This window comes from Streptosporangium album (assembly GCF_014203795.1).
Classification (GTDB): domain Bacteria; phylum Actinomycetota; class Actinomycetes; order Streptosporangiales; family Streptosporangiaceae; genus Streptosporangium; species Streptosporangium album.
In genome coordinates this window covers 4,416,109-4,438,801 of record NZ_JACHJU010000001.1, presented here as the reverse complement: position 1 = coordinate 4,438,801, position 22,693 = coordinate 4,416,109, and the positions used below count along the sequence as shown (strand labels likewise).

General features: G+C 69.3%; 26 protein-coding genes. 13 read left to right on the top strand and 13 right to left on the bottom strand.

The window, feature by feature from the left end:
* Nucleotides 1-47: 47 nt before the first annotated feature.
* Together FHR32_RS21260 and FHR32_RS21255 are read left to right on the top strand one after the other, a co-directional pair.
* Nucleotides 48-1,235, top strand: coding sequence for an MFS transporter (locus tag FHR32_RS21260; protein ID WP_184755897.1), 1,188 nt, complete (start codon nucleotides 48-50; stop codon nucleotides 1,233-1,235).
* A gap of 331 nt (nucleotides 1,236-1,566) precedes the next feature.
* Entirely contained in the window at nucleotides 1,567-2,037 is a 471-nt protein-coding gene (locus FHR32_RS21255) for a plasmid pRiA4b ORF-3 family protein (protein ID WP_221465491.1), read from the top strand.
* Here the strand turns inward: FHR32_RS21255 and FHR32_RS21250 are convergent.
* The 4 genes from FHR32_RS21250 to FHR32_RS43045 form a co-directional block, all read right to left on the bottom strand.
* Nucleotides 1,991-2,374 (bottom strand): VOC family protein, encoded by a 384-nt coding sequence (locus FHR32_RS21250; RefSeq protein ID WP_184755896.1) that lies wholly within the window; start codon nucleotides 2,372-2,374, stop codon nucleotides 1,991-1,993. The two genes, FHR32_RS21255 and FHR32_RS21250, sit on opposite strands and share 47 nt — an antisense overlap.
* The gene (locus tag FHR32_RS21245; RefSeq protein WP_184755895.1) at nucleotides 2,371-2,748 is read right to left on the bottom strand and encodes an ArsR/SmtB family transcription factor; all 378 of its coding nucleotides are present in this window, start codon (nucleotides 2,746-2,748) and stop codon (nucleotides 2,371-2,373) included. Before FHR32_RS21245 ends, FHR32_RS21250 begins: the two co-directional genes overlap by 4 nt.
* The gene (locus tag FHR32_RS21240) at nucleotides 2,735-3,169 is read right to left on the bottom strand and encodes an SRPBCC domain-containing protein (protein ID WP_184755894.1); all 435 of its coding nucleotides are present in this window, start codon (nucleotides 3,167-3,169) and stop codon (nucleotides 2,735-2,737) included. Before FHR32_RS21240 ends, FHR32_RS21245 begins: the two co-directional genes overlap by 14 nt.
* A 409-nt stretch (nucleotides 3,170-3,578) precedes the next feature.
* Nucleotides 3,579-3,875 (bottom strand): zinc-binding dehydrogenase, encoded by a 297-nt coding sequence (locus tag FHR32_RS43045; RefSeq protein WP_221465490.1) that lies wholly within the window; start codon nucleotides 3,873-3,875, stop codon nucleotides 3,579-3,581.
* Between the two features lie 205 nt (nucleotides 3,876-4,080).
* On the opposite strand from FHR32_RS43045, the gene FHR32_RS43040 reads away from it, so the two are divergent.
* Complete coding sequence (locus FHR32_RS43040; RefSeq protein WP_221465489.1) at nucleotides 4,081-4,413, top strand: helix-turn-helix domain-containing protein; 333 nt, start codon at nucleotides 4,081-4,083, stop codon at nucleotides 4,411-4,413.
* Nucleotides 4,414-4,976: 563 nt separating this feature from the next.
* Nucleotides 4,977-5,954 carry a recombinase family protein gene (locus FHR32_RS21230; RefSeq protein ID WP_184755893.1) on the top strand — a complete coding sequence of 326 codons (978 nt, stop codon included), beginning with the start codon at nucleotides 4,977-4,979 and terminating at the stop codon, nucleotides 5,952-5,954.
* 190 nt (nucleotides 5,955-6,144) lie between these two features.
* Here FHR32_RS21230 and FHR32_RS21225 read toward each other — a convergent pair whose 3' ends face one another.
* Entirely contained in the window at nucleotides 6,145-7,278 is a 1,134-nt protein-coding gene (locus FHR32_RS21225) for a PP2C family protein-serine/threonine phosphatase (protein WP_312882543.1), read from the bottom strand.
* Between the two features lie 599 nt (nucleotides 7,279-7,877).
* On the opposite strand from FHR32_RS21225, the gene FHR32_RS21220 reads away from it, so the two are divergent.
* Nucleotides 7,878-8,828, top strand: a complete 951-nt coding sequence (locus tag FHR32_RS21220) for a peptidoglycan recognition protein family protein (protein WP_184755892.1) — start codon at nucleotides 7,878-7,880, stop codon at nucleotides 8,826-8,828.
* Nucleotides 8,829-8,863: 35 nt separating this feature from the next.
* Here FHR32_RS21220 and FHR32_RS21215 read toward each other — a convergent pair whose 3' ends face one another.
* The 5 genes from FHR32_RS21215 to FHR32_RS21195 all read right to left on the bottom strand — a co-directional run bounded on the left by FHR32_RS21215 (nucleotide 8,864) and on the right by FHR32_RS21195 (nucleotide 11,838).
* Nucleotides 8,864-9,190, bottom strand: a complete 327-nt coding sequence (locus FHR32_RS21215) for a DUF6247 family protein (RefSeq protein WP_184755891.1) — start codon at nucleotides 9,188-9,190, stop codon at nucleotides 8,864-8,866.
* On the bottom strand, nucleotides 9,105-9,944 hold the full coding sequence (locus FHR32_RS21210; protein ID WP_184755890.1) for a hypothetical protein: 840 nt from the start codon (nucleotides 9,942-9,944) through the stop codon (nucleotides 9,105-9,107). The genes FHR32_RS21215 and FHR32_RS21210 overlap by 86 nt, the downstream gene beginning before the upstream one ends.
* Before the next feature lie 103 nt (nucleotides 9,945-10,047).
* On the bottom strand, nucleotides 10,048-10,599 hold the full coding sequence (locus tag FHR32_RS21205; RefSeq protein WP_184755889.1) for a recombinase family protein: 552 nt from the start codon (nucleotides 10,597-10,599) through the stop codon (nucleotides 10,048-10,050).
* A 391-nt stretch (nucleotides 10,600-10,990) separates the two neighbouring features.
* On the bottom strand, nucleotides 10,991-11,344 hold the full coding sequence (locus tag FHR32_RS21200; RefSeq protein WP_221465488.1) for a beta/gamma crystallin domain-containing protein: 354 nt from the start codon (nucleotides 11,342-11,344) through the stop codon (nucleotides 10,991-10,993).
* A gap of 287 nt (nucleotides 11,345-11,631) precedes the next feature.
* Nucleotides 11,632-11,838 carry a DUF4158 domain-containing protein gene (locus FHR32_RS21195; RefSeq protein WP_184755888.1) on the bottom strand — a complete coding sequence of 69 codons (207 nt, stop codon included), beginning with the start codon at nucleotides 11,836-11,838 and terminating at the stop codon, nucleotides 11,632-11,634.
* Nucleotides 11,839-12,187: 349 nt separating this feature from the next.
* On the opposite strand from FHR32_RS21195, the gene FHR32_RS21190 reads away from it, so the two are divergent.
* The 3 genes from FHR32_RS21190 (at nucleotide 12,188) to FHR32_RS21180 (ending at nucleotide 14,331) form a co-directional block, all read left to right on the top strand.
* Nucleotides 12,188-12,697, top strand: coding sequence for a SigE family RNA polymerase sigma factor (locus tag FHR32_RS21190; RefSeq protein WP_184755887.1), 510 nt, complete (start codon nucleotides 12,188-12,190; stop codon nucleotides 12,695-12,697).
* Nucleotides 12,697-13,491: a hypothetical protein gene (locus FHR32_RS21185; RefSeq protein ID WP_184755886.1), complete on the top strand. Its 795-nt coding sequence runs from the start codon at nucleotides 12,697-12,699 to the stop codon at nucleotides 13,489-13,491. The genes FHR32_RS21190 and FHR32_RS21185 overlap by 1 nt, the downstream gene beginning before the upstream one ends.
* A 663-nt stretch (nucleotides 13,492-14,154) precedes the next feature.
* The gene (locus tag FHR32_RS21180) at nucleotides 14,155-14,331 is read left to right on the top strand and encodes a zinc ribbon domain-containing protein (protein ID WP_246466244.1); all 177 of its coding nucleotides are present in this window, start codon (nucleotides 14,155-14,157) and stop codon (nucleotides 14,329-14,331) included.
* On the opposite strand, the gene FHR32_RS21175 is transcribed toward FHR32_RS21180, so the two are convergent.
* A complete protein-coding gene (locus FHR32_RS21175; protein WP_184755885.1) occupies nucleotides 14,307-15,944 on the bottom strand; it encodes an MFS transporter in 1,638 nt (545 codons plus the stop codon). The genes FHR32_RS21180 and FHR32_RS21175 overlap by 25 nt on opposite strands.
* Before the next feature lie 93 nt (nucleotides 15,945-16,037).
* Between FHR32_RS21175 and FHR32_RS21170 the strand changes: the two genes are divergently transcribed.
* Nucleotides 16,038-16,418 (top strand): winged helix-turn-helix transcriptional regulator, encoded by a 381-nt coding sequence (locus tag FHR32_RS21170; protein WP_312882541.1) that lies wholly within the window; start codon nucleotides 16,038-16,040, stop codon nucleotides 16,416-16,418.
* A 135-nt stretch (nucleotides 16,419-16,553) separates the two neighbouring features.
* Here the strand turns inward: FHR32_RS21170 and FHR32_RS21165 are convergent, their stop codons facing one another.
* Complete coding sequence (locus FHR32_RS21165; protein WP_312882540.1) at nucleotides 16,554-17,699, bottom strand: aldehyde dehydrogenase family protein; 1,146 nt, start codon at nucleotides 17,697-17,699, stop codon at nucleotides 16,554-16,556.
* A gap of 31 nt (nucleotides 17,700-17,730) precedes the next feature.
* Nucleotides 17,731-19,200, bottom strand: coding sequence for an MFS transporter (locus FHR32_RS21160; RefSeq protein WP_184756625.1), 1,470 nt, complete (start codon nucleotides 19,198-19,200; stop codon nucleotides 17,731-17,733).
* A 125-nt stretch (nucleotides 19,201-19,325) separates the two neighbouring features.
* Here FHR32_RS21160 and FHR32_RS21155 point away from each other — a divergent pair, with 125 nt between their 5' ends.
* The 4 genes from FHR32_RS21155 (at nucleotide 19,326) to FHR32_RS21140 (ending at nucleotide 22,663) form a co-directional block, all read left to right on the top strand.
* Nucleotides 19,326-20,549: a cytochrome P450 gene (locus tag FHR32_RS21155; protein ID WP_184755884.1), complete on the top strand. Its 1,224-nt coding sequence runs from the start codon at nucleotides 19,326-19,328 to the stop codon at nucleotides 20,547-20,549.
* Between the two features lie 2 nt (nucleotides 20,550-20,551).
* Nucleotides 20,552-21,202, top strand: coding sequence for a TetR/AcrR family transcriptional regulator (locus FHR32_RS21150; protein ID WP_184756624.1), 651 nt, complete (start codon nucleotides 20,552-20,554; stop codon nucleotides 21,200-21,202).
* 73 nt (nucleotides 21,203-21,275) lie between these two features.
* Nucleotides 21,276-21,476 carry a ferredoxin gene (locus FHR32_RS21145; protein WP_184755883.1) on the top strand — a complete coding sequence of 67 codons (201 nt, stop codon included), beginning with the start codon at nucleotides 21,276-21,278 and terminating at the stop codon, nucleotides 21,474-21,476.
* Nucleotides 21,473-22,663, top strand: coding sequence for an NAD(P)/FAD-dependent oxidoreductase (locus tag FHR32_RS21140; RefSeq protein WP_184755882.1), 1,191 nt, complete (start codon nucleotides 21,473-21,475; stop codon nucleotides 22,661-22,663). Before FHR32_RS21145 ends, FHR32_RS21140 begins: the two co-directional genes overlap by 4 nt.
* Nucleotides 22,664-22,693: the final 30 nt, after the last annotated feature.

The following is a 22,693-nucleotide window of genomic DNA, read 5'->3' as shown; positions in this document are numbered from 1 at the left end:
TTCCGCTCGGTACTTCTGAGGTTCCTCTGGAAAGGCGGCACCACCCGGTGTTGAAACGACTTCTTCCTCTGGCCCTGGCGACCTTCGCCGTCGGCACCGACAGCTACGTCATCGCGGGCCTGCTCCCCGCCATCGCCACCGACCTGCAGGTCTCCACTCCCGCCGCCGGGCAGCTGGTGACGGTGTTCGCCCTGGTGATGGCCCTGTCGGCGCCCGTCATGGGCGCGCTCACCAGTGGACTGGACAGGCGGTCCGCGCTGCTGATCGCGTTGAGTGTCTTCGTGGTCGGCAACGCTGTCACCGCCCTGGGCACCAGCTACGAGGTAGTGATGATCGCTCGCATCGTCACCGCGGTCGGGGCCGGGATGATCAACTCCGCCGCCTCCAGCACTGCGGGGGCCATCGCACCCCCGGAACGCCGAGGCAGGGCACTGGCCTTCGTGTTGGGCGGCCTCACGTTGGCGACGGCGTTGGGCCTTCCGCTCGGCACGCTGATCGGCCGTACCGACTGGCACATCACGCTGTGGGCCGTCGCCGGGATCGGCCTCGTCGCGGTCCTCGGAATCGCCGCTGGCCTGCCCAAGGTGACGCTCCCCGCCGCCTCACTGGGCGACCGGCTGCGCCCGCTCAAGCAGGGCCGGGTCCTCGCGCTGCTGGCCGTCACCACGCTGGTCTTCCTCGGCACCTACACCCTCTACACCTACATCAGCCCGGCCCTACAGGATGCGACCGGCGGCTCCGAATCGCTGCTCACCGTCATCCTGCTGGCCTGGGGAATCGGCATCCTGGCCGGAAACATCATCGCCGGACGGCTGGTCGACCGGCACGACCCCGCGCACGTGTTGACCGGGCCCCTCACCATCGCCGCCGTCGCCCTTACCCTCACTTCGGTGGCGACCGCCACGCTCGTGTCCACCCTGGCATGGGCCGCGATCTGGGGTGCGGCCCTGGGCGTCATCGTTGTGCCCCAACAGCACCGACTCATCGCCCTCAGTCCGGCCGCAGCACCGGTTCTGCTCGGCCTCAACTCCTCGGCCATCTACGTCGGGATGGCTCTCGGCGGCGGCCTGGGCGGACTGGCCCAGGAGTGGTTTGCCATCGTGCCCGCCGCGCTGGGGCTGCCAGCCGCCGGTGTCACGACCCTGGCGCTGCTCTACCACCTGACAACCACACGCCACCGTGCGCCCGCAGCACCTCTGCCGACCCCCTCCACCCCGGAGAAGGCCGAGGCGTAACGCCCTGCTGGGGCCCGCCACGAGCCCCGGAGCCGTTGCCGGTTCCGGGGCTCGAACGCTACCCGTCTTCACAACAAACGTAGGCCGACCAGGCGCCACCGTGCTCAGCACGAACTCTGCTACGCCGCCAGTCTGCCGATCCGGCCCCCGTGGGAGCCGGGTGGCCCAGCGCTTTGCCCGACCCGTACGGAAGGCTCGTCGACCGGCAGCTACCGGTGCGGCTGCATCATTCGCTGGCCAGCCATCACAGGCCCCTGGCCGTACGCGCGCGTGGCCCACACGTCCGGAGTAGTCCCGAAACCGTCCTGTATCGGTGATCGGTGCCGCTACCGTGGCGCGCGTCGTCGTCATGAAGGGCCGGTCCGCCGTGGGTGGCATCCACCAGTTGAAGGTCATCTTACGGGATGTCCGGCCGGTGGCGTGGCGGCGGATTCACGTGCCGTCGACGGCGAATCTGTGGGAGCTGCACAACATCATCCAGGTGGCGATGGGGTGGGACAACGAGCATCTGCACGTGTTCGCCAAGGACTGGGAGGAGTACGGCGACAACGCCAAAAGCGAGTACGACGTGACCTTGGCCCGTCTGCTGCCGGATGCGGGCGGATGGCTGGCCTACCGCTACGACCTCGGCGATTGCTGGGCCTTGGGCTTGTGTCATCGAAGCTTGAGCGACTCGGGAAACTGGGCGTTCGGCTCCGCGCTACCGCCGAGGGTGGCTGCTCACCTCGCTGGGATGCCTCATCGCGACATCGGGATCAGCCGGACTCCGCGAGCAGATGCACGACACCGGCCGGGTTCTTGATCCAGTGGGTTCTGGAATCGAGATTCTCCAGGGGCTCGACCTCGTCACACGGGTGGATACCGCTGTCGGCCAGTTTGCCCGCTGCCGCGTCCAGGTCATCGGTGTGCAGCTGCAGCCACAGGTCGGGCTGGCTGTAGTTGTCGACGCAGTCGAGCCACAGCGTATTGGGTCCGAACCGCACCGAATGAGTTCTCGAGACGGTCGGAGCGTAGGAGACGTCGTCTTCTTTGACGTCGAAGCCCAGAGTGTCGCGGTAGAAGGCCACGGTGGCCTCGTACTGTGCCTTGGGGATCTTCATGGCGAGGTTCAGGCCGGCCGTGAATTCAGGCTTGCTCATGGTTGCGTGACTCCTTGGTTCGTGTCGGTGGCGTCGGTGTCAGTGGCCTCCAGTGCACCTTCCAGCGCGGTCAGCCGGTCATCCCACCTGCTGGCGAGCCTGGCCAGCCACAGTTGGGCGGTGCGGATGGCGGCTGGTTCCAACCGGTAGGGATGGCGGCGGCCGACCGGTTCGCCGACGCTGATCAGGCCCGCTTCGGCGAGCTGGCCGAGGTGCTTGGCGATCGCCTGGCGGCTGATCGGCAACCGTCGCGCCAGATCCGTGACGGTTGCGGGCCCGGCGCGGCCGAGCTCCTCCAGCAGCGCCCGCCGCGTCGGATCGGTGAGCGCCGCGAACACCGCGACGGCCTGCCCTTCTGCATCAGGCGGCCGCATCGAGGTAGGTCTCCAGATCGACGAGCTCGGCGTCCCATCCCTGACTGTTGGCCTTGTGGGCAGAGTGGGCCACGTCGGCGGCGGCCTGGGCGAACCCGCTCTCCACCAGGCGCAGCCGGGTACCGCCCGGTACCGGCTCCAGGGTGAAGTCCACAAGCGTCTGGGGTGCGTCAGCCTCCGGCAGGCCCTCGATTACCCACCTGAACGCGAAACGGTGTGGTGGGTCGACCACCGCGATCGTGGCGACGGATTCCTCGTCCAGGTCGTCCCACCGGAAGAACGCGCGCCCACCGGGCCGCAGATCTATCTCCGCCACCGAGCCGAACCACCGTGAGAGCCCTTCCGCGGTGGTCAGCGCGGCCCACACCCGCTCGATGGGGTGCCTCAGCGCCACCACACGTTCGATCGCGTCCGAACCCATGCCCATCCTCCTTCGCAACCTGTAGGTTGCCATTAATGGCAACCTACAGGTTGCGATCGTCGCCCGCAAGCCCCGGCCCGGAGGGCGACTTACTACGCACCCGCACATGCGGCATCCCTCACCAGCTTGGACCGCCACCTGCACAACAACCGGACGGGCGACATGATCGGGGCATCCCTCTGCGCCAAGCTCAAGGCTCGCTGTCACGGGACAGCGACCTTAAAACGCAAGGTACGGGATGTCCGGACGGATGGATCACTGTCCGCCCGGACGGCCGCACGCGTCGGGGCAACTGCCGGAGAGCGGGGCGCGGGGTGCTCACCTGCACACCTCCCGGGAGACAGGTGAGCAGGGTGCCCTTCGCCATTCCGGAGGCAGGCGGATAGCGGGCTTCTGCCGCAGAAGGGCTTCACGCCATGCGGAGGATGACCTTGCCGGTGGTGCGGCGGGTGGTCAGGGCGGTGAGGGCGGTTGCGGCCTGGTCGAGAGGGTAGTCGGCGCCCACCAAGGGGTGGACGCGTCCCGAGGTGGTCAGGGCGAGCAGGTCGTGACCTCGACCGGCATGCCGCTGAGCGGCACCGTGCCACCACCCACTGGCGGAACGCCGCCACCCTCGCCCGCCGCCACCCCGCGTACGCGTCGAGCCCGACGCAATCCACGTCCGGGACGGGCGGTACATCACCTCCGCGGGCATCAGCGCCGGCATCGACCTGACCCTCGCCCTCGTCGAGGACGACCACGGAGCCGACGCCGCTCGCTGCATCGCCCGCGAACTGGTCGTCTTCCTGCGGCGTCCGGGAGGACAGTCCCAATTCACCGCGCCCACCGCCCCGCCCGCACGCCACGGCCTCCTGCGCACCCTGATCGCTTCCGTACTGGCCGACCCGGCCGCCGCACACGATCTGCCCTCCATGGCACGCGCCGCGGCCGTCAGCCCCCGGCACCTGACCCGGCTGTTCCACACCGAACTGGGCACCACCCCCGCCCGCTGGGTCGAACAGGTCCGCCTCGACCACGCCCAGCAGCTCCTCCTCGACGGGCACAGAGTCACCTCCGCAGCCCACAACAGCGGATTCGGCACCGACGAAACCCTGCGCCGCGCCTTCGACCGCCACCACGGCATCACCCCCACCGCCTACCGCCAACGCTTCACCACCACCGGCATACTCCAAGCCCCGGCACCCATGAAGCCCACAACACGGCGGCACACCGCAGGGCCCGAATCCTCACCCGAGACCACGTGACGTCACTCCATGCAGCACCCCACGCTTCACCACCGGGCAGCAGCCGTACGAGAAGTGAGGCCGAGACCGGGCCACGCTGTGGGCACTTGACCCCGCCCGTCTGACAGCACCACCCTTGGGAGAACATCTCGGTGTGCACTCCTCGGCCGCCGCCGGCACCGAGACCACCTCCATGAAGAACGACAGGAAGTCAGCGATGTCCGTGTAGTGGTGCCACTTCGACGCGGACGGCTCCGGCACACCGTTACGGGCGGCCATCTCCCGCACCGTGCCAGGGCGGACCGTGGCCTCCAGGTCATGGCATCCGGCAGAGCATGCTGCGGTTCCGCGGGCGGGCTTCCCCGAAGAGCAACCGCCGCCTCCGGCCCCGGACAGGACCCCGCTTGACCGGCCGGGCAAGCGGAGCAACGCACGGGACGTTCTCACAAACGACCCTTTCCGGGAGGAAGATCGAAAAGGTTCGCCGGTATCGGACGGCAGCCCCGATCCGTTCTCAGAACTCGTTCTCACTCAATCGACGCTGGACCCATGTTCTGGGAATCGTTTGTGAGAGGATTCCGGGCGTGACGGACCCTCAGAGCACATCCGCAAGCGACGCCGACGACGTCGAGCGCCACGCCTGCCCGCGCTGCCTGGCCCAGCCCGGCTCGCCCTGCCGATCCCGCTCGGGCGCCGTCGCCGGGATCTACCACACCGGCCGCTTCAAGAAGGTCCCGAGGCTGGCCAAGCTGCTGCGGGTAACCACCCCGGCCGACCGCGGCCCCGGCCAGCCCTGGCGGCCCGGCACCCCGCCGCCGGCCGCCATCGAGACGGACACCCCGGCGGCCGACATCCGCATCGGGTACGCCCGGTGCTCGCACCTCACTCAGGAGCTGCAGTCGCAGCTGGACGCGCTCAGCGCGCACGGCATCCCGCGCGACAAGATCTTCTCTGAGAAGATCAGCACCCGCATCCGCGTCCGCCCCCAGTTCGAGGCCGCTCTCGCCCTCGCGCGCGAGATCAAGGCGCATGCCCCGCACTGCCGCGTGCTGTTCACCGTCTACGAGATGAAGCGGCTCGGACGCGACGCCGCCGAGCTCACGGCGCTGGCCGACCACCTCACCGCCCACGGCCTGGTCCTGGAGATGCTGGCGGGCCCGTTACCTGGCATCTACGACCCCAGCGGTCCCGGGCGGATGCTCTTCGGCTTCTTCGCCGCCATGGCCGAGACCGAGCGTGAGAGCATCCGCGAAGCCACGCTCGAAGGACTCGACTCCGCCGCCCGCAAGGGCAAGCACGGCGGCCGGCCCCCCGTCATCACCGGCGACATGCTGCACACCGTGCTCCGCCGCAGGGCGAACGGCGAGTCCGTCGAACAGATCCGCCCGGACCTGATCATCCCCACTGGCAAGCGCAAGGGCCAGAACCCGGGCCTGGCCAGCATCTACCGGGCACTTGCCGAGCATGAGCGAGGCCAGGCATACCCCGAAGCCGTCGCCCAGGCCCGCACCGGCTTCGCCGCCCTCCAGGCGGAAGAGATCCACCAGCCACTGTCACCCTGAGCTACTTGTCCCTTCGCCGTAGCTACGCGAGCGCAGGGCCGGGACACTCGCCCTCCCCGCCGACGCTGACCAACCGCCTATCTACGCGACCTTATTAGGCGTGTTTCGTCTGATTGGCCTACAGGCTCTTCGGTGGGCTGATCGGCCTACGCGCGTCCGGCGGTAAGGCGGCCGTCTCCGAGGGCGACCGTCACGGGCGGCCCGGCGAGGACGGGCCGCCCGGCCGGTCGTCCGTCGCGCGGACGGCGACGGCCGCGATGTCGTCGTCGAGTCGGCCGTGGCTGTAGTGGACCAGGTCCCTGTGCAGCTTCTCGAGCAGCCGGGAAGGGGAGTCCGCGTCCCACTGGCCCGCGCGCTGCGTCAGCGGGAAGAACGCGCCAGTGTGGTCGCGGGTCTCGGTGACGCCGTCGGTGTACAGCAGCAGTTGGTCGCCGGCGGCGAAGGGGAGGGAGTCGATGTGATACTCCTGCCCGAGCAGGGCGCCCATGTTGATGGGCGGCGAGGGAGCCGTGGGAGTGACCTCGCGGACCGCTCCCGCGCGAAACAGCAGCGGCGAGGGGTGGCCGCAGTTGACGATTTCGACCACCGATCCGTCGTCGGGGAACTCGGCGAGCAGGGCCGTGGCGAAGTACTCCAGATCGTCGCCGGACAACAGCGTGGCGTAGCGGTTCATGCTCACGTCCAGTCGGCGGGCCAGCCGCGCCAGGTCCGGCTCGTCGTACGCGGCCTCCCGGAAGCATCCGACGATCGCCGAGGCCATGCCGACCGCGGGGAGTCCCTTGCCGCGAACGTCTCCGATGATCAGGCGGACGCCGTGGGGCGTCTCCAGCGCTTCGTAGAAGTCACCGCCGACACGGGCCTGGGCCGCGGCAGCGAGGTAGAGCGCGTCGATGTCCAACCGGCCGAGGCGGTGGGGCATAGGGCGCAGCAGGACCTTCTGTGTCGTCTCGGCGACGGAGCGGACCTGGGCAAGGGTCTCCTCTCGCTGCTGGCGCACATGGCTGGCGTAGGCTGCGGCGGCGGTCACACCCGCGATCACCGCGATGGTGAACAGGTGGGTGCGCGACTCCGACGGATCGCCGATGGTTACGGCGATCAGGACGTCGATGGTCAGGGCCAGCAGGCCGAGGGCCACCGTTTCGACCACCGGCCACATCGAGGCGGCGAAAGCGGGGGCGACCACGAGAAAGCGGCTGAAGTAGAGGTGGCTCGGAGTCAGAACGGCCACCACGGTGACGACGGCGGTCAGCACCAGGGGCGCCAGGAGCACCGGCTCCTCCCAGAGAATGTCCGCGCGACGCCGCAATCGACTGGAATGGTTCACCTAAGCATCGTAGGGTGACCAACCTTTACCCTAAGTGATTGAATCCGGCTGTCTTGGTCGGCTGCGGCAAGGCGTCGGCGGGCGGTGGCCGGATCAGGCAGAGTCGCGCGGTTCGGGGTCCCGGTAGTAATCGCGGAAAATCCAACGAATATGCCCCTGAACTGCTCTGATGCGAGGGCACCGCAGGCTGGTGTGCCGGTTGGTGGGTGCGGTGGGCCGGGCCGAGGATGCCGCTGACCTTGCCCGAGGGCTCCACGTCGACGCTGGTCAGCGATATCCGTTGGATTTTCGGCGATTACTACCGGGACCCCGATCCGGAGGGGCGAGGATGGCGGCCCGTGCTGGAACAGGGAGGTCGGTGACTGGGACTACCCCAACGACTCCACCCGTCCCCAGTTCGAGATGGACATGAAGTTGGCTCTGCCCCTGGCCGGGGAGATCACCGAGCCCGGTTTCGCCACCGATCCCGTGTAATCCGACCAGCCCGCGACCTGAGGAGGCGCCAGCCGTACGGCTAGCTTCTGCTGTTCCCGGCGCGACGTTAACCCCCGCTCCCGGCATCCTCCCTCCCGCACCGCACCACGGCTTTGGGAGGCTTTGTGAGCATCGACCTGATCACCCGCCGAGATTGGAAAGCCCGCGCCCCGAAGGGCGCCTACACGCCCATCAGTGGCACGCGCGGGGTGAAAGTCCACTACACCGGCGGCAACGTTCCGGCCGACATCACCCATCCTGACAACCATCACAAGTGCGTCGTCCTGGTGCGCGGCTTCCAAAACCACCACATGGACGGCAACGGGTGGACGGACCTCGCCTACTCCATGGTCGCCTGCCCGCACCAGAAGGTGTTCGAGGGGCGCGGCCCGTTCAAGCTGACCGCCGCGAACGGCGCCGGCCTCAACAGCCAGCACTACTCCGTGCTGGCCCTGGTCGGATCCTCCGGGTTCACCCACCCGAACGACGGCGTGCTCGACGCGATCACCTACCTCCGCGACCACGGCCGGGCCGGCAAGGAAATCAAGGGCCACCGCGACGGCTACTCCACCGACTGCCCCGGCGGGCCCCTGTACGACTGGGTCAAGCGCGGCGCCCCCCGCCCGGCCGGCGGCGCGAGCCCGGCCCGGCCGGACAAGCCCGCCACCGGCAAGCCGGCCACCCCGTCCAAACCGGCCACGGGGAAGGGCTGGCCCGGTCGGTACCTCGCCTACAAGCCCGACGCGATGATGACCGGCCCCGACGTCTCCGAGTGGCAGCGCATCCTCAAGCGCAACGGCTACACCGTCGACGTCGACGGCAAGTTCGGCAAGATGACGCGGGCGGCCACCGTGGTCCTGCAGCGCGAGGATCACACGAGGCAGGGGGGACGCTGGCAGACCCGTGTACATGGCCGCCGTCGTCGAGGTGGCGGGGTTGCTGCTGACCTGCGGAGACTTCTTGGGAAACATACTCCCGGGATGGCGGGCAAGCTCTATCCATGCAGGTCAGGACCATATCCGTTGGATTTTCCGCGATTGCTACCGGGACCCCCTTTGGGCAGCGCGGCGACCTGATCGGCCGCATGATCACTCAGGTGGACTGTGTGCACCTACACGTCCGTGCCGAGCTTGGCCAGCACCTCGCGCCAAGGTCGGGACGCTGGCGGCTCTCCGTGAGCTGCCTGCTCGCTGACCTGTTCGGCGTCGCGGGCGATCCGATCGTAGGCGCCGCTTGCCTTGAGCACCGCCAACCGCCGCCAGTAGTCCAGGCACGTGTAGACCGGGGCCAGGTCGAGATCGTCGGCGGCCGTCGCCATCGCGGCGCGGAACTCTCGCTCGAACGTCTCGCGGTCAGCGGGAGAGAGCGCGGCGCGCACGGCCTTGGGCGTGCGCTCGGGAACAGGCGCCGTCTCGTGCTCGTGCGGCTGTGCGGTCATGCTCTGAGCTTAGGCTTTTCGCCGAACTGGCGCAGTTGGTCCGATAGGACCTTGCGTCCAGCGGGAGGCAAAGAAGGCCAGCAATTCCGCTGGCGAAAATGCCTTCTGAAAGGCTGGCGTTGCAGGAAGCATAAAGGCCCGCCCATCTGAGATGGGCAGGCCCCGGTCTTGAGAGGGGCGCGGGCCGAGCCGTACCGCTCGCGCCTGACGGTCGGTTGGGGCTGCCTGGTCGACGAAGGCGGGCGGCCATCTCGAAGACGTCGCTGATCTGGTCGGCGGCCTGCTGCAGCAGCCGGCCCGCCTCGGCCAGCCGCTTCTCGGCCTCAGCTTCGTTGCCCCCGGCGGCGGCCTCGTAGCGGAAGTGCAGGAGTCCGGCCAGGCCGGCGGCGGCCGCGGCCGCGAGCACCGGGTCGGAGACGATCGCCCGCGGATCGGGTTCGAGCTGGTTGATCGCGGCGAACAGGCTCATGGCGCGGGCCTGCAGGAACATCAGCGGCGCGGCCCCGTCGGTGGCGCTGGCTCCCGCGAACGCGACCGCGTGGGCGGCCTGGACCTTATCCGGCCCGATCCCCTCGGCGAGCGCGTCGCCTTCGGCCTGCAGGACCTGGGCTTCGGCGGCGTCCAGCAGGGCCTGGCACATCCGCAGCCGCACCAGCGGCTTGGCGTCCTTGTCCAGATGGTCGCCGGTGATGCCGAACTTCTTCAGCACGGCACGCAGGTCGCTGTTGTTCAGGATGGGGACCTCGTTCAGCATGAGCGGGGGGCGAGCGGCAACCGAACGGCCAGTGGCGTTAGCGAGCCGCCGGAGTTCGGGTTATCGCCGCTGGCCGTTCTGATGCGGGTGGCCGCCGGGGCGGCTACGAGTCCTTGGCGTCGGCGAGGGTTCTGTGGACGACGCCGATGGAGACTTTGACTCCGGCGGCGATGGTGCGGATGGATTCGCCGCGCTGGCGGCGGGCGAGGATGGCGGCGCGTTTGTCGTCGTCGACCACGGGGCGTCGGCCGCCGATCCTGCCGCGTTTGCGGGCTGCTTCCAGGCCGTTCTTGGTCTTGCGGGTGATGTCGCGGCGGCGGTCTTCGGCCAGGTCGAGGATGAGGGAGCGTTCGGTGTGCTCGCCGGCCGCGATGCCTTCCAGCACTTTGACGCCGACGCCGCGTTGGAACAGGTCGTTGAGGACGATCAGTCCTTCCAGGAGGTTGCGGCCGAGGCGGTCGACCTCCCGGACGGTCAGCATGTCTCCGTCGCGGATGTAGGCCAGCGCGTTCAGGAGGTCGGGCCGGTCGTCGGTGGCGAGCTTGCCGCTGATCTTCTCCTGGAAGACCTTCAGGCAGATGGGGTCGAGAGCGTCGTGCTGCCGCTGGGTGTTCTGCTTGTCGGTGCTGATCCGGACCAGTCCGATGAGCGCCATCGAAGGAGCGCCCTCCGTTCATCAAACGTCCTGCGTGAGGTAGCTGAACGCTACCGGAAAATGAACGGCAAAATGAACAGGAGAACCGGATGCGGCGGCCTGTCCGGGGGTGCTCCCGCCCGCGTTCATCAGACGACCGTTAGATGAACAGAGGGGGCTGTGGCAAACGGACAAGTTTCAACCGATATGTGCCTGAGCCGAGCCTTCTTGGCTGGTCGCGGGAGTCGTGTGCGGAGCCGGCGGACTGCCTCGCCGCCCCGGTAGGTAGCCCACCCGCATCCCACGGTGCCTGCCGGTCTCGCCCTGGCCGGCCTGTCGCACTGCCCGCCGCCGGTCACGCCTGCGGGGCGTGACCGGCTGGCGATTCCGGCGGCAGCCGGATGTCAACGTGTCACACGATCTGGATGGCGACGACCTTCGGAGGGCGGTTCGGGAAGGTGATGTCGTGCCAGCGCTCGATCTTCACCGAGTCGCCGTTGGCGTCGTAGTAGATCAGGTCGTTGTTGCCCGTGGAGATCCGGTCGACCCACCATCCGCCGAAGTCGGTCTTTCCGCCGTTGGCGTAGCAGTCGACGCTCTGGCGGCCGTCGAGGTGCGACCAGATCTTCAGGAAGTTCTCGCCGCCAACGCATTGGACGTGGTCGATGGCGAAGGCGGTGCCGCCCGGGATGGTGACGGTGAAGGCGGCGGCTACGGCGAGCACCACGGCCATGGAACGGGCGTTCTTCTTGCTCTTCGAGATCACAGACTCTCCTCCTGCGGAGACCGGCGCGCACGGCCCCGGCCCTGTTGGTGACGTCGCGTCCTGACGGAACGGTGCTTCGTCGGGCCGGCAGACGGCCGACTGCACACCGGAGCGGCCCCTCACGGCTGCGCCTTTCCGTGACGCAATCGGGTGGCCCGGTAACTCAAAGTAATACCACTCTTTGTCCGGCCAACACTCCGAACGCGAACTGTTGGGCCGGAGCATCACCCGATCGTGGCGCTCACGCGCGGCCAACGAGCCGTGTGTCCACCGACACGAAGGACTACTCAATCGGCATCAAGCCGCTCGGCGGCGAACCCGATCACCTCCGCCGGAACCTTCAGCGGAGCATCCGCCAGGAACGTCCCCAGCATCCGGGCCGTGCCCCACTGCACCGCCCACCCCAGCTTCGTCGCCGCCCGCCGCTTGTCGGCGACCACCGCCAACGCCGCAGCGTCCAGACGAAAGAACTGCTCCAGCTCAGCGACCGTCACCTCACCAGGCCCTCCGCTCGGGTCGGCGTCACCAGGGGCAAAGTAGCTGTGAGTGATCGGATCCCATCATCTGACAGAGATCCCAGACCACATCGTGGCTGTTCATCGGCCTCGCGAGAAGACCGGCATCCCCGACGACTGCGGAGCGCCATGGCTTCGCACCCTGCTCTAGGATCCTGCCCGGAGGCTTTGACCTGGTCTTTCTCGCTACTTTTCCCCTGGTGACGCCGACCCGGGTGGAGGGCCAGGACGACTCCCCTGTCACCCCGTTCACCGATCGGCCCTCGATGCAACCCCTGAACGGGCTCGACGCATCTCTTCTTTGTGAAGCTATCTTTTTTGGAGACCGATGAGCCTCGATGAGGAGTACACCGCCTATGTAAGTGGGCGGCTGCCATGGTTGCGGCGGATCGCCTACCCGCTGTGCCAGGACTGGCACCGTGCCGACGATCTGGTGCAGACGGCGATCACAAGGCTGTACGTCAAGTGGCGCCACGCGCGCCTGGCCGACGACCTCGACGCCTATGTCCGGGTGATCCTGATCCGGGTCTTTCTCGCCGAGCAGCGAGGAGGCTGGTTCTCCCGGGTAAGGCTGACGTCCACGCCGCCCCATTCCTCTTTCGAGGGCAGCGACCGCGACATGGCCATGGACCTGCGCCGGGCATTGGCCGGAGTTCCGCCGCGCCAGCGTGTGACCCTCGTGCTGCGTTTTCACTGCGATCTGAGTGTCGAGCAGACCGCCCGCACACTCGGCTGCTCCACCGGAACCGTCAAAAGCCAGACCGCCCGCGGCTTGGCCGCCCTGCGCTCGACACTCGGCGCGCAGGACTCTTGTCTACCGCATATGGAGGAGCGCTGATGGACGCCAGGCAACTGTTCGACACGCTGGCACACCAGGAGCAGCCGCCCATGTCGGTGCGGGTGGACCAGGCCATTGCCGCCGGACGCGCGATACGCCGTCGCCGCCGGGTAGGTGCCGCTGCGATCTCGGCGCTGTCGGTGTGCCTGGCCGTCACAGTGACCTGGCTCGGTCTCCCGCAGCTGGGACAGCGCGATGGGGTTGCCGTAGCCGTGCCCACCGGTGCCGCGCCCACTGGACCGTCTGCCGCGGCCAAGACGGAGCCGTCCGGTGCGGGGTTCAAGAAGTTGAAGGAGAAGTACCCACCCGTCGGGAAGATCGCCTCCATGCCGGAGATACCGATCTGGATGTGGCTGGGCCGGCGGTCAACCGCCGGCGCGGAAGGTGTTGTCCTGTGCAACGCGTGGGATTCGCTCGGCGCTACCTGCGCCGGGTTTCCTCCGCTCAATGCCAAGGAGTTCGCTCGCACGCAGGGCGCTACGTTGGGCATTCTGGACGCGAAGCAGGTGCGAGCCCTCTATCCCGATGCCACCGCGGAGCAGCTGCGCAGGCTCATTGGTGAACAGGAGCGCGTGAACGCCCTCGGAAAGATCTTCTTCGGCATCGCCAGGGCCGAGGTTCACGGGATCATGGCGGTCACCACGGATGGGCGCAAAATTACCGGAAGCGTCGCGCGGAGCGTCGGAGCGGGGTTCGGGGTTTGGGCTGTGAAATTCCCTTCCGACGTCACAACGGCAGCGCTTGTCTTCACTGACGCGAACGGGAAGACCCTCCAGCGGATCCGACACGGCTGACGCTCAAACCCCGGTGTCCTGTGTGGCCAGGCCCTCGGACGGCGTCCTGTAAGCAGAGATCGAGGAGATCCCGCCGCTCCTATGAGGGCCACATGCGCCTCCACCTACTCACCGTGGCATGGCCAGACGGCACTGGTTCGCCCCTCGCCGAACCCGAACCCGAGCCCGCCCCGGCCCGGCCCGGCCTGGACGGCCTCTCCGGCATCATGGCGCGCCTCCACCGCCTCTCTACCTTCCATCGGCCCCAAGGCGCGTGCGTCATGATCGGAGCTGCGCATGAACCGCCGAGACCGGGGCAGGCGAACGGCGAGGTGCCCAGCTGCCAACTTCTCTGTGGTGTCCTCGAATTCGCTGGTCTTGGGCATGTTGATCCAGGGGGTCCCGGTAGTACTCGCGGAAAATCCAACGGATATACCCCTGACCTGCTCTGATGGCCCTCCGCTCGGGTCCGTGCGACCAAGTGCAAAGTAGCTCTGCGTGATCGCTTGCCAGTGTCGATATACCCTCGTCTGTCGACACTCCACTGGGAAACTACGAGGTCGCAGGTGGTGAGCGTCGAGAACTCGTACCGAGAATCAACGTCGGCAAACGGGTCGGTGAGCGGATTCCGACAGGGATCGGCGCGCTGTCCTGGCCTGGGGATACGCCCCTACTTTGCGGCCTATGACACCGACCCGAGCGGAGGGCCACGACCGGTGCGGGCACTGCGAGAAGAAGAACCGTCCCAACCGGGACGACTTCCGGTGCGCCAGGTGCGGGTTCGCTGCCCCGGCCGACCACAACGCGGCGATCAGCATCGGTCGCCGGGCAGTGAGTCACGCTTCCGGCGACGCGGCCTGAATCGTGCACCCCATGCACGGTGAGGAGCTGCAAGCTCCGCCCCCCCCAGGATGGAGAAGCTGACGACCTGATCTCCACACGTCGTCATCCTTTAGCAGGATCGCCGCCATGACCGCGGTGAGCACCACGATCACGGCGGCGGCCGCGGTGACCGTGGCGAACCCCTGCTCGAACGCGCTCCGCGCCACCTCCCGTAACGGAACGGCGACCGGCGGGGCGAGCCGGTCGGCGATCTCGATGGCCGTGCCGATCGACTCACGCGCGGCGGCGTGGTCGCCGGGGCCGAGACCGGGCACCGGTGGCAGGGCGATCCGATAGGTCACGGCGAGCGCCGTACCGAGGGTGGCGATGCCCATCCCCGCACCGAGCTCGAAGGCCGTCTCCTGGATCGCGGCGGCCTGACCGGCCTGTTCCGGCCGGGCAGCGGCCATGATCGAGTCCGCGCCCAGGGTCATCACCACACCCGCCCCGACGCCGATGGTGACGAGCGCCCAGGGGAGCACTCCCCCCTCCCCGCCCGCGGCGAGCACGGCCAGCCCGGCCGCGAAGGCGGCCAGCGCCGCGGTGATGGCCCACCGGTTTCCCCATCGGGCTGCCAGCCACGGCGCCGACGTCGCCCCCACCGCCGCGGCCGCGGCCAGCGGTATCAGCGACAGCCCCGCCCGCAGCGGCGAGTGGCCGTCGACGAGCTGGAACCGCTGGGTGAGGAAGAACAGCAGCGCGGTGTAGCAGCCGAAGCATCCGAGCACGCAGAGCGTGGCGGCGGTGAAGCGGCGGGCGGCGAACAGCGAGAGGTCGAGCAGCGGCTGGGACAGCCGCCGCTGCCGGAGCACGAACAGCACCAGCAACCCGGTGCCGCCGACCCCCGCGGCCAGCACGGGCAGGTCCACGCCTCCTTGGTCACCGGCACGTTTCAAGGAGTAGACCACGCCCGCGAGCCCCGCTGCCGACATCGCGGCGCTGACCGCGTCCCACCGGCCTGGCACCGGGTCCCTCGACTCCGGGATCACCCGCGCACCGACAGCCAGGGCGAGTGCGGCGATCGGCACGTTGACCAGGAAAACCGCCCCCCACCACCACCGCTGGAGCAAAAGCCCTCCCACGACGGGGCCGATCGCGGCGCCCACGCTGTGGGAGGCCGTCCAGATCCCGATGGCCAGCGCCCGCTCCCGCCTGCCGGTGAAGACCACCCTGATGATCGCCACCGTGGACGCCATGATCATCGCTGCTCCACCCCCCAACAGCGCGCGGGCGGCGATCAGCTGAGCCGGCGTGCCGGCCCAGGCAGCCGCGGCGGAGGCCAGCCCGAACACGGCGAACCCCGCGAGCACGAGACGTCTGCGGCCGATGCGGTCGCCCAACGTCCCGAAGGTGACCAGCGACGCGGCCACGGTCAGGGCGTAGACGTCCACGATCCACAGCAGCTCGGCCCCGCTCGGGAGCAACTGCCTGGTCAGGGTGGGCACCACCACGTGCAACACCGTGAGGTCCACTCCGACCAGCAGCAGACTCACGCACAGGACAGCCAGGACGGCCCATCGACGCCGGTCTGTCGCGGGCGGCACAGCGGCGGTGGGTTCCAGCGTCGGGCACGGCGCGTTCTCGGAGCTCATATCAGCAGCCTGGGTGTGTACCACCGTTCTTCACAAGTACGGTCTTTTCTGTGTCATAGTGCCATTTTGTATACCTATGCAGGAGGTGGACCCGTGTGCTCGGAGGGCGAGGACGTACCGGAGTACTGCATGATCGAGGTCGCCATGGAGGTGGTCGGCGGCAAGTGGAAGCTGGCCATCCTGAAGAACCTGTTCCCCGGCCCGCAGCGGTTCAGCGAGCTCAGGCGCGCCATGCCGGGCGTCACCCAACGGATGCTCACCCGGCAGCTGCGTGAGCTGGAGGCCGATGAGCTGGTGGTGCGCACGGTCTACCCCCAGGTGCCGCCGAAGGTGGAGTACGCGCTCACCGAGATCGGCCGGAGCCTGGAGGAGATCGCCGACCGACTCGACCGGTGGGGCCGCTGGTACCGCCGTACGGCCCGGAGACCCGCCACGTCGGGGACCGGCCAAGAGGCGTCTCCCGCCGGCCCCTGAGGCCGCGGCCACCCGGTATGCCCGCTCGGCGTTGAGGCCGCGGGCGTCCGGGCTACCCGCTCGGCGTTGAGGCCGCGGGCGTCCGGGCTACCCGCTCGGCGTTGAGGCCGCGCCGGCCCCGGCCGACGGCCCTCCTCAGGCCAGGACGCCGTCGACGCGGCGCGGGACTCCCAGCGGGTTGTCGTCGCGCAGCTCGGGCGGGAGCAGCCCGGCGGGCCAGTCCTGGTAGGCGGTGGGGACCAGCCAGCGGCGGATCGCGGCGGCGCCGACCGAGGTGTGGGCCGCGGCCGTGCTCGCGGGCCAGGGACCGCCGTGGTGCATGGCCCAACGGACCGCGACCCCGGTCGGCCAGCCGTTCCAGATCAGCCGCCCCGCCTTCCGGAGCAGCGAGTCGGCGACCCGCCGCGCCTCCTCGGGGTCCGACGCGTGGATCGTGGCGGTGAGCGAGCCCTCCAGCCGGTCCAGCACGGCGGGCAGCTCCGCCGGGTCGTCGTAGGTCACCACGAGCGCGGCGGGGCCGAAGCACTCCTCGGCGATGCCGGGAAGGTCTGCCGCGAAGGTCGCGAGATCGGTGGTGAACACCTGCGGCGGCACCGCGAAAGCGCCCTCACCGGCCAGCCCCCCGGCCAGCGGGGTGAGCTTGCCGAGCCGGGCCACCCCGTCGAGGAACCCGTCCCTGATCCGCTCGGTGAGCATCGGGCCACCCGTGGTGGCGGTGACCGCCTCGGCGACGGACTCCGGCAGCCCGGTGCCGCCGGGCACGAACAGCAGCCCGGGGTTGGTGCAGAACTGGCCCACACCGAGGGTCAACGAGGCGGCGAACCCCTCGGCGAGGCCGTCGCGGCGGGCCGAGGGCAGCACGGCCACCGGGTTGACGCTGCCCAGCTCGCCGTAGAACGGGATGGGGCCGGGTCGCTCGTCGATCAGCGCCTGAATGGCCTTCCCGCCGGGGATCGAGCCGGTGAATCCCACTGCCGCCACGGCGGGGTGCCGGGCCAGCCGCCTGCCCGCGTCGATCCCCCGGACCAGCCCGAGGAGCGCGGGGTCGGGCAGCGCGCTCTGGATGATCTTCTGTGACAGCTCCGATGTGTGTGGATGTCCGTCGTGGGCCTTCACCACCACCGGGCATCCGGCGGCCAGGGCGGAGGCGGTGTCGCCGCCCGCGACCGAGAATGCGAACGGGAAGGTGCTCGCCGCGAAGACGCCGACCACACCGGGCAGCGGATGGTTCATGCGGCGCAGGTCGGGGACCGGCGGCTCGGCCGTCGCGTGGTCGATCACCGCCTCGACGTGCCCACCGCCCCGCCCTTGGCTACGGAGCCGCTTCGGCGGGTATCGCGGAGGCTGTGTGCGTTGCCGGCGTGGCGGAAATCGAGCGTCGGCCGGGGAGGAAGGCCGCGAAGGCGAGGGCGATGAGGGCGGCGCCCGCGCCGATGGCCATGACCAGGCGGAAGCCGTTCTCGGAGGGGACGGTGACGGAGCCGAGCGTGGTGGTCACCCGGGCCAGGACGACGCCGGACACCGCGCTGGAGATCGAGGTGCCGATGGACCGCATCAGCGTGTTGAGGCTGTTGGCGGCGGCTGTCTCCGACACGGGCACGGCCGCCATGACGAGCGCGGGCATCGCCCCGTACGCGAGACCGATGCCGGCCCCGATCACGGCGGAGACGAGCACGAGATGCCAGATGGCGGACATCAGCGCGACGCTGAGGCCGTAGCCGGCGGCGACCACGACGGCGCCGAGCATCAGCGTCACCTTGGGGCCCTTGGTCTTCGAGATCCGCGCGGACAGCGGGGCCATGGCCATCATCACCAGCCCGGAGGGTGCCATCACCAGGCCCACGGCCAGCATCGTCTGTCCCAGCCCGTAGCCGGTGGCCTTCGGCAGCTGCAGCAGTTGCGGGAGCACCAGGGACATGGCGAACATCGCGAACCCGAACACGGCGGACGCGAGGTTGGTGAACAGCACCTGACGTCGTGCGGTGGTGCGCAGGTCCACCAGCGGTTGCCTGGTGCGCAGCTCCCACCACCCCCACAGCACCAGCGCGACGACCGACGCGCCGAACAGTCCAGTGGTGAGGGCACTGGTCCAGCCCCAGTCGGCGCCCTTGGAGATCACCAGCAGCAGGCAGAGCAGCCCGGTCGACAGTCCGGCCGCACCCACCAGATCGAAGCGTCCCCCGGTGCGGACCGCGGACTCCGGTACGAGCGTCAGCACGAGCACGGAGGCGAGGGCGCCGAGACCCGCCGCCACCCAGAACAGCACGTGCCAGTCGGCGCGTTCGGCCAGGAAGGCGGCCGCGGGCAGGCCGAGTGCGCCGCCCACGCCCAGCGAGGCGCTCATCAGCGCGGTCGCCGCACCGAGCCGTTCGCCCGGCAGTTCGTCGCGCATGATGCTGATCCCCAGCGGGATGACACCGGCTGCCAGCCCCTGAAGAGTCCGTCCGACGACCATGGGCGCCAATGTGTGGCTGAGGCCGGCGACGACCGAACCGGCCACCAGCAGGGCAAGGCTGATCAGGAGCATGAGCCGCTTGCCGTACATGTCTCCCAGCCGTCCCATCACCGGCGTCGCGACGGCGCCCGCGAGCAGCGTGGCGGTGATCGCCCAGGTGGTGTCGGATGCCGAGGCGCCCAGGAGTTTCGGGAGCTGGGGGATCAACGGGATCACCAGGGTCTGCATCAGCGAGACCACGATCCCGGCGAGGGCGAGCACCACCACGACGGTGTTCGTCCGCGGTGGGGCGGACGCCCCGGCGGGTTCGGCAGGGACATGGGGCATGGCGAAGCCTCCGGCTTGGCAGTTGCGGATGCGCATGACTTGGTAGATTTTAAATCAGTCGCTTGACTTAAGTTAGCACCGCCGGGTTAACTGACCATGAACTGAAGGCCGGTTCGGAGGAGGTCATGGTGGGTCAAGGTGACGGCGGGCCGATGCTGAGCTATCCGATTCCCAGCACGGCGGCGTTGGAGCCGCCGGCCGAATGGGCGCAACTGCGGCAGCAGTGCCCCGTGGCGCGGGTGACGCTGCCCAGCGGGGACGAGGCGTCGCTGGTCACGCGCTATGAGGACGTCAGGCAGGTGTTGTCCGACCCGCGGTTCACCCGGCCGGCGCACACGGACGACGCGGCCCGGATCTCGGCCAGCGAGTCGGGCGGGGTGTTCAACAGCGAGATGGCGATGTCGATACCGCAAGCCGGTGAGGGGCATCAGCGGTGGCGGCGGATGATCGGCAAATGGTTCACCGCCAAACGCATGGCCGCGCTGCGGCCGGGGATGGAGGCGATGGCCGAGCGGCTCATCGACGACATGCTGGAGCGGGGTCATCCGGCGGACCTCAAGGCGAGCCTGGGCTTCCCGTTGCCGGTGTGGGTGATCTGCGACCTGCTCGGGGTCCCGGACTCAGACCGGGACACGTTCGCGTACTGGTCCGACACGTTGCTCAACCTGACCCGGTACACGCAGGCGGAGATCGACGCGGCACAGGCCGAGTTCGTCAGGTACATGGCCGCCCACATTGCCGCCAAGCGCGCGGAACCGGGCGAGGACCTGCTCAGTGAGCTCATCACCGGCACCGATGCCGACGGCGAGCGACTGTCCGACGCGACGCTGGTGGCCACTGGCCAAGGTTTGCTGGTCGCCGGACACGAGACCACCGCGAACATGATCGGCAAGATGGTGGCGATGCTGCTGGCCGACCGGCGGCGCTGGGAGCAACTCCTGGCGGATCGGTCGCTCGTGCGCTCCGCGGTGGAAGAAGCGCTGCGGTTCGACGCCAACCCGGGGTTCGGCATGCCGCGGTATCTCGGCGAGGAGATCGAGGTCGCCGGGACTCTGCTGCCGCGTGGGACGACCGTGGTGTGCAGCATGGCCGCGGCCAACCGCGACGAGAGCGCCTTCGACGGTGCCGACGAGATGAATCTCAGCCGCAGCCCGAACCCCCATCTGGCCTTCGGCGCCGGGGCGCACTCGTGCCTGGGACAGTCGCTGGCCCGCACCGAGCTGCAGGCCGTGCTCGAGGTGCTGTTGCGCCGGCTTCCCTCTCTGGAGCTCGCCGTCCCGGTGGAAGACCTGCATCAGGTCGAGGGACTCGCTGTCGGCGGGTTGCGCGACGTTCCGGTGCGGTGGTGACCATGGCCGGCAAGGCGGTCCGGGCCGAGCGGGCCGGTGCGACACGGGAGTCGATCCTGGCGGCGGCGGAGCGGTTGTTCGCCGAGCACGGGGTGTTCGCCGTGTCCAACCGTCAGGTCAGCGAGGCCGCGGGGCAGGGAAACAACGCTGCGGTCGGCTATCACTTCGGTACCAAGACCGATTTGGTGCGCGCCATCGTGCGCAAAAACGCCGAGCAGATCGAGCGGGTGCGCTTGCAGATGCTGGCCGAGATCGGCGACAGCTCGAATGTGCGGGACTGGGTGGCCTGCCTGGTGCGCCCGAGCGCCGAACATCTGGCCGCCCTGGGCAACCCCACGTGGTATGCCCGGTTCGGCGCCCAGGTGATGACCGACCCCGCACTCCGCGAAATCATGGTCGCCGAGTCTCTCACCTCGCCGTCGCTGCACCAGGTCCTCGACGGGCTGAACCGATGCCTTCCCGAACTGCCGGTCGAGGTGCGTGTCGAGCGCGGTGACATGGCCCGTCAGCTGATGGTGCACATGTACGCCGAGCGCGAACGCGCTCTCGCCGAGGGCACCCCCACACCCCGGTCCAACTGGCACGACGCCGCGACCGGGTTGATCGACGCGATCGTCGGGCTGTGGCTGGCACCGGTCACGCCCTGCCCGTGACGGAGCCGCGGCGGATCCTTCCACAACTGGATCCGTTGCGCCTCAGCGAATTCAGGCAGAGGAGGAACTGACGATGAAAGTCATCGTGGACGAGGTCAAATGCTGCGGTGCCGGCCAGTGCGTGCTGATCGCACCGGAGGTGTTCGATCAGCGGGAGGACGACGGGATCGTGATCCTGCTCGACGCGGAACCACCCGAGCAGCTGCATGCCGTGGTCCGCGAGGCCGCCACCGTGTGCCCGGCCGCCGCAATCGAGCTGAGCGAGACCGCATGAACGCCCCCTCCAGCGTTCTGGTGGTCGGCGCCTCCGCCGCCGGGCTCGCCACCGTGGAAGCGTTGCGGCGCAAGGGCTACCAGGGCGGCCTGACCGTACTCGGCGCCGAGCCCCACCTGCCCTACGATCGGCCACCACTGTCCAAACAGGTTCTCTCCGGCGCCTGGAACCCCGAACGGGCCCGGCTACGACCACAAGCGGCTCTGTCCGCCTTGGACGCCGAGTTCATCCTCGCCGACCCGGCCGTCGGCCTGGACGCGGCCGCACGCACCGTCCACACCACATCCGGGCGCGCCCTGCGTGCCGACGCCATCGTCGTCGCCACGGGACTGCGGCCCCGGGTGCTTCCCGGGCAGGCGGATCTGGCCGGGGTCCACGTGCTGCGCACTCTCGACGACGCGCTGGCGCTGCGGGCCGATCTGCTGGATTCCTCGCGGCTCGTGGTCGTCGGGGAGGGCGTGCTCGGCGCCGAAATCGCCGCCACCGCGCACGGCATGGGCCTCGAGGTCACCATGGCCGGCCCGCAGCCGGCCCCCATGGCGAGCCAGGTCGGGCCCTCGGTCGCGAGACTGCTCGCCGAACTGCACGCCGAGCGCGGGGTCCGCCTGCGGCTCGGTGCCGGAGTCAACCGACTGTCCGGCCGTCGGGGGAAGGTCACGGGCGTGCGTTTGGACACCGGCGAAGTGCTGCCGGCCGACGTGGTCGTGGTGGCGATCGGGGCCGACCCGGTGACCGAATGGCTTACCGGCAGCGGACTGCGGGCAGACGACGGACTGGTGTGCGACTCCCGCTGCCGCGCGGCGGAGGGGATCTACGCGGTCGGTGACGTGGCCCGCTGGCACCACGACAAGCTCGGCACCTCGCTGCGGCTGGAAAACCGGACCAACGCCACCGAACAGGCCAACACCGTCGCGGCCAACATCCTCGGCGACGACCAGCCCTACAGGCCCGTGCCCTACTTCTGGACCGACCAGTTCGACGCCAGGATCCAAGTACATGGAGTGCTGCCCGTCGGCGCCGAGGTGACCATAGCGGACGGCGACCCGGCGAGCCGCCGCTTCGTCGCTCTCTACCGCCACGGCGGCAAGGTCACCGGCGTACTCGGCTGGAACATGCCCAAACAGACCCGCCTACGCCGGCAGGAGGTCGTCGATGCACTCCCCGACCCCGCACCGGCCCTGCGATAACCGCCGGGGGAAGCCGGCCTGGCACCCCTC

What these genes read in the sequence shown, in the direction of transcription:
- FHR32_RS21140 (WP_184755882.1), top strand. Translation starts at nt 21,473, where the DNA reads ATGAACGCCCCCTCCAGCGTTCTGGTGGTCGGCGCCTCCGCCGCCGGG.
- FHR32_RS21155 (WP_184755884.1), top strand. Translation starts at nt 19,326, where the DNA reads ATGGTGGGTCAAGGTGACGGCGGGCCGATGCTGAGCTATCCGATTCCC.
- FHR32_RS43045 (WP_221465490.1), bottom strand. Translation starts at nt 3,875, where the DNA reads ATGCCGGCGCTGATGCCCGCGGAGGTGATGTACCGCCCGTCCCGGACG.
- FHR32_RS21250 (WP_184755896.1), bottom strand. Translation starts at nt 2,374, where the DNA reads ATGAGCAAGCCTGAATTCACGGCCGGCCTGAACCTCGCCATGAAGATC.
- FHR32_RS21160 (WP_184756625.1), bottom strand. Translation starts at nt 19,200, where the DNA reads ATGCCCCATGTCCCTGCCGAACCCGCCGGGGCGTCCGCCCCACCGCGG.
- FHR32_RS21205 (WP_184755889.1), bottom strand. Translation starts at nt 10,599, where the DNA reads ATGGCGCTCATCGGACTGGTCCGGATCAGCACCGACAAGCAGAACACC.
- FHR32_RS21185 (WP_184755886.1), top strand. Translation starts at nt 12,697, where the DNA reads ATGGACGCCAGGCAACTGTTCGACACGCTGGCACACCAGGAGCAGCCG.
- FHR32_RS21180 (WP_246466244.1), top strand. Translation starts at nt 14,155, where the DNA reads ATGACACCGACCCGAGCGGAGGGCCACGACCGGTGCGGGCACTGCGAG.
- FHR32_RS21240 (WP_184755894.1), bottom strand. Translation starts at nt 3,169, where the DNA reads ATGGGTTCGGACGCGATCGAACGTGTGGTGGCGCTGAGGCACCCCATC.
- FHR32_RS21150 (WP_184756624.1), top strand. Translation starts at nt 20,552, where the DNA reads ATGGCCGGCAAGGCGGTCCGGGCCGAGCGGGCCGGTGCGACACGGGAG.
- FHR32_RS21245 (WP_184755895.1), bottom strand. Translation starts at nt 2,748, where the DNA reads ATGCGGCCGCCTGATGCAGAAGGGCAGGCCGTCGCGGTGTTCGCGGCG.
- FHR32_RS21145 (WP_184755883.1), top strand. Translation starts at nt 21,276, where the DNA reads ATGAAAGTCATCGTGGACGAGGTCAAATGCTGCGGTGCCGGCCAGTGC.
- FHR32_RS43040 (WP_221465489.1), top strand. Translation starts at nt 4,081, where the DNA reads ATGGCACGCGCCGCGGCCGTCAGCCCCCGGCACCTGACCCGGCTGTTC.
- FHR32_RS21210 (WP_184755890.1), bottom strand. Translation starts at nt 9,944, where the DNA reads ATGCTGAACGAGGTCCCCATCCTGAACAACAGCGACCTGCGTGCCGTG.
- FHR32_RS21175 (WP_184755885.1), bottom strand. Translation starts at nt 15,944, where the DNA reads ATGAGCTCCGAGAACGCGCCGTGCCCGACGCTGGAACCCACCGCCGCT.
- FHR32_RS21190 (WP_184755887.1), top strand. Translation starts at nt 12,188, where the DNA reads ATGAGCCTCGATGAGGAGTACACCGCCTATGTAAGTGGGCGGCTGCCA.
- FHR32_RS21215 (WP_184755891.1), bottom strand. Translation starts at nt 9,190, where the DNA reads ATGACCGCACAGCCGCACGAGCACGAGACGGCGCCTGTTCCCGAGCGC.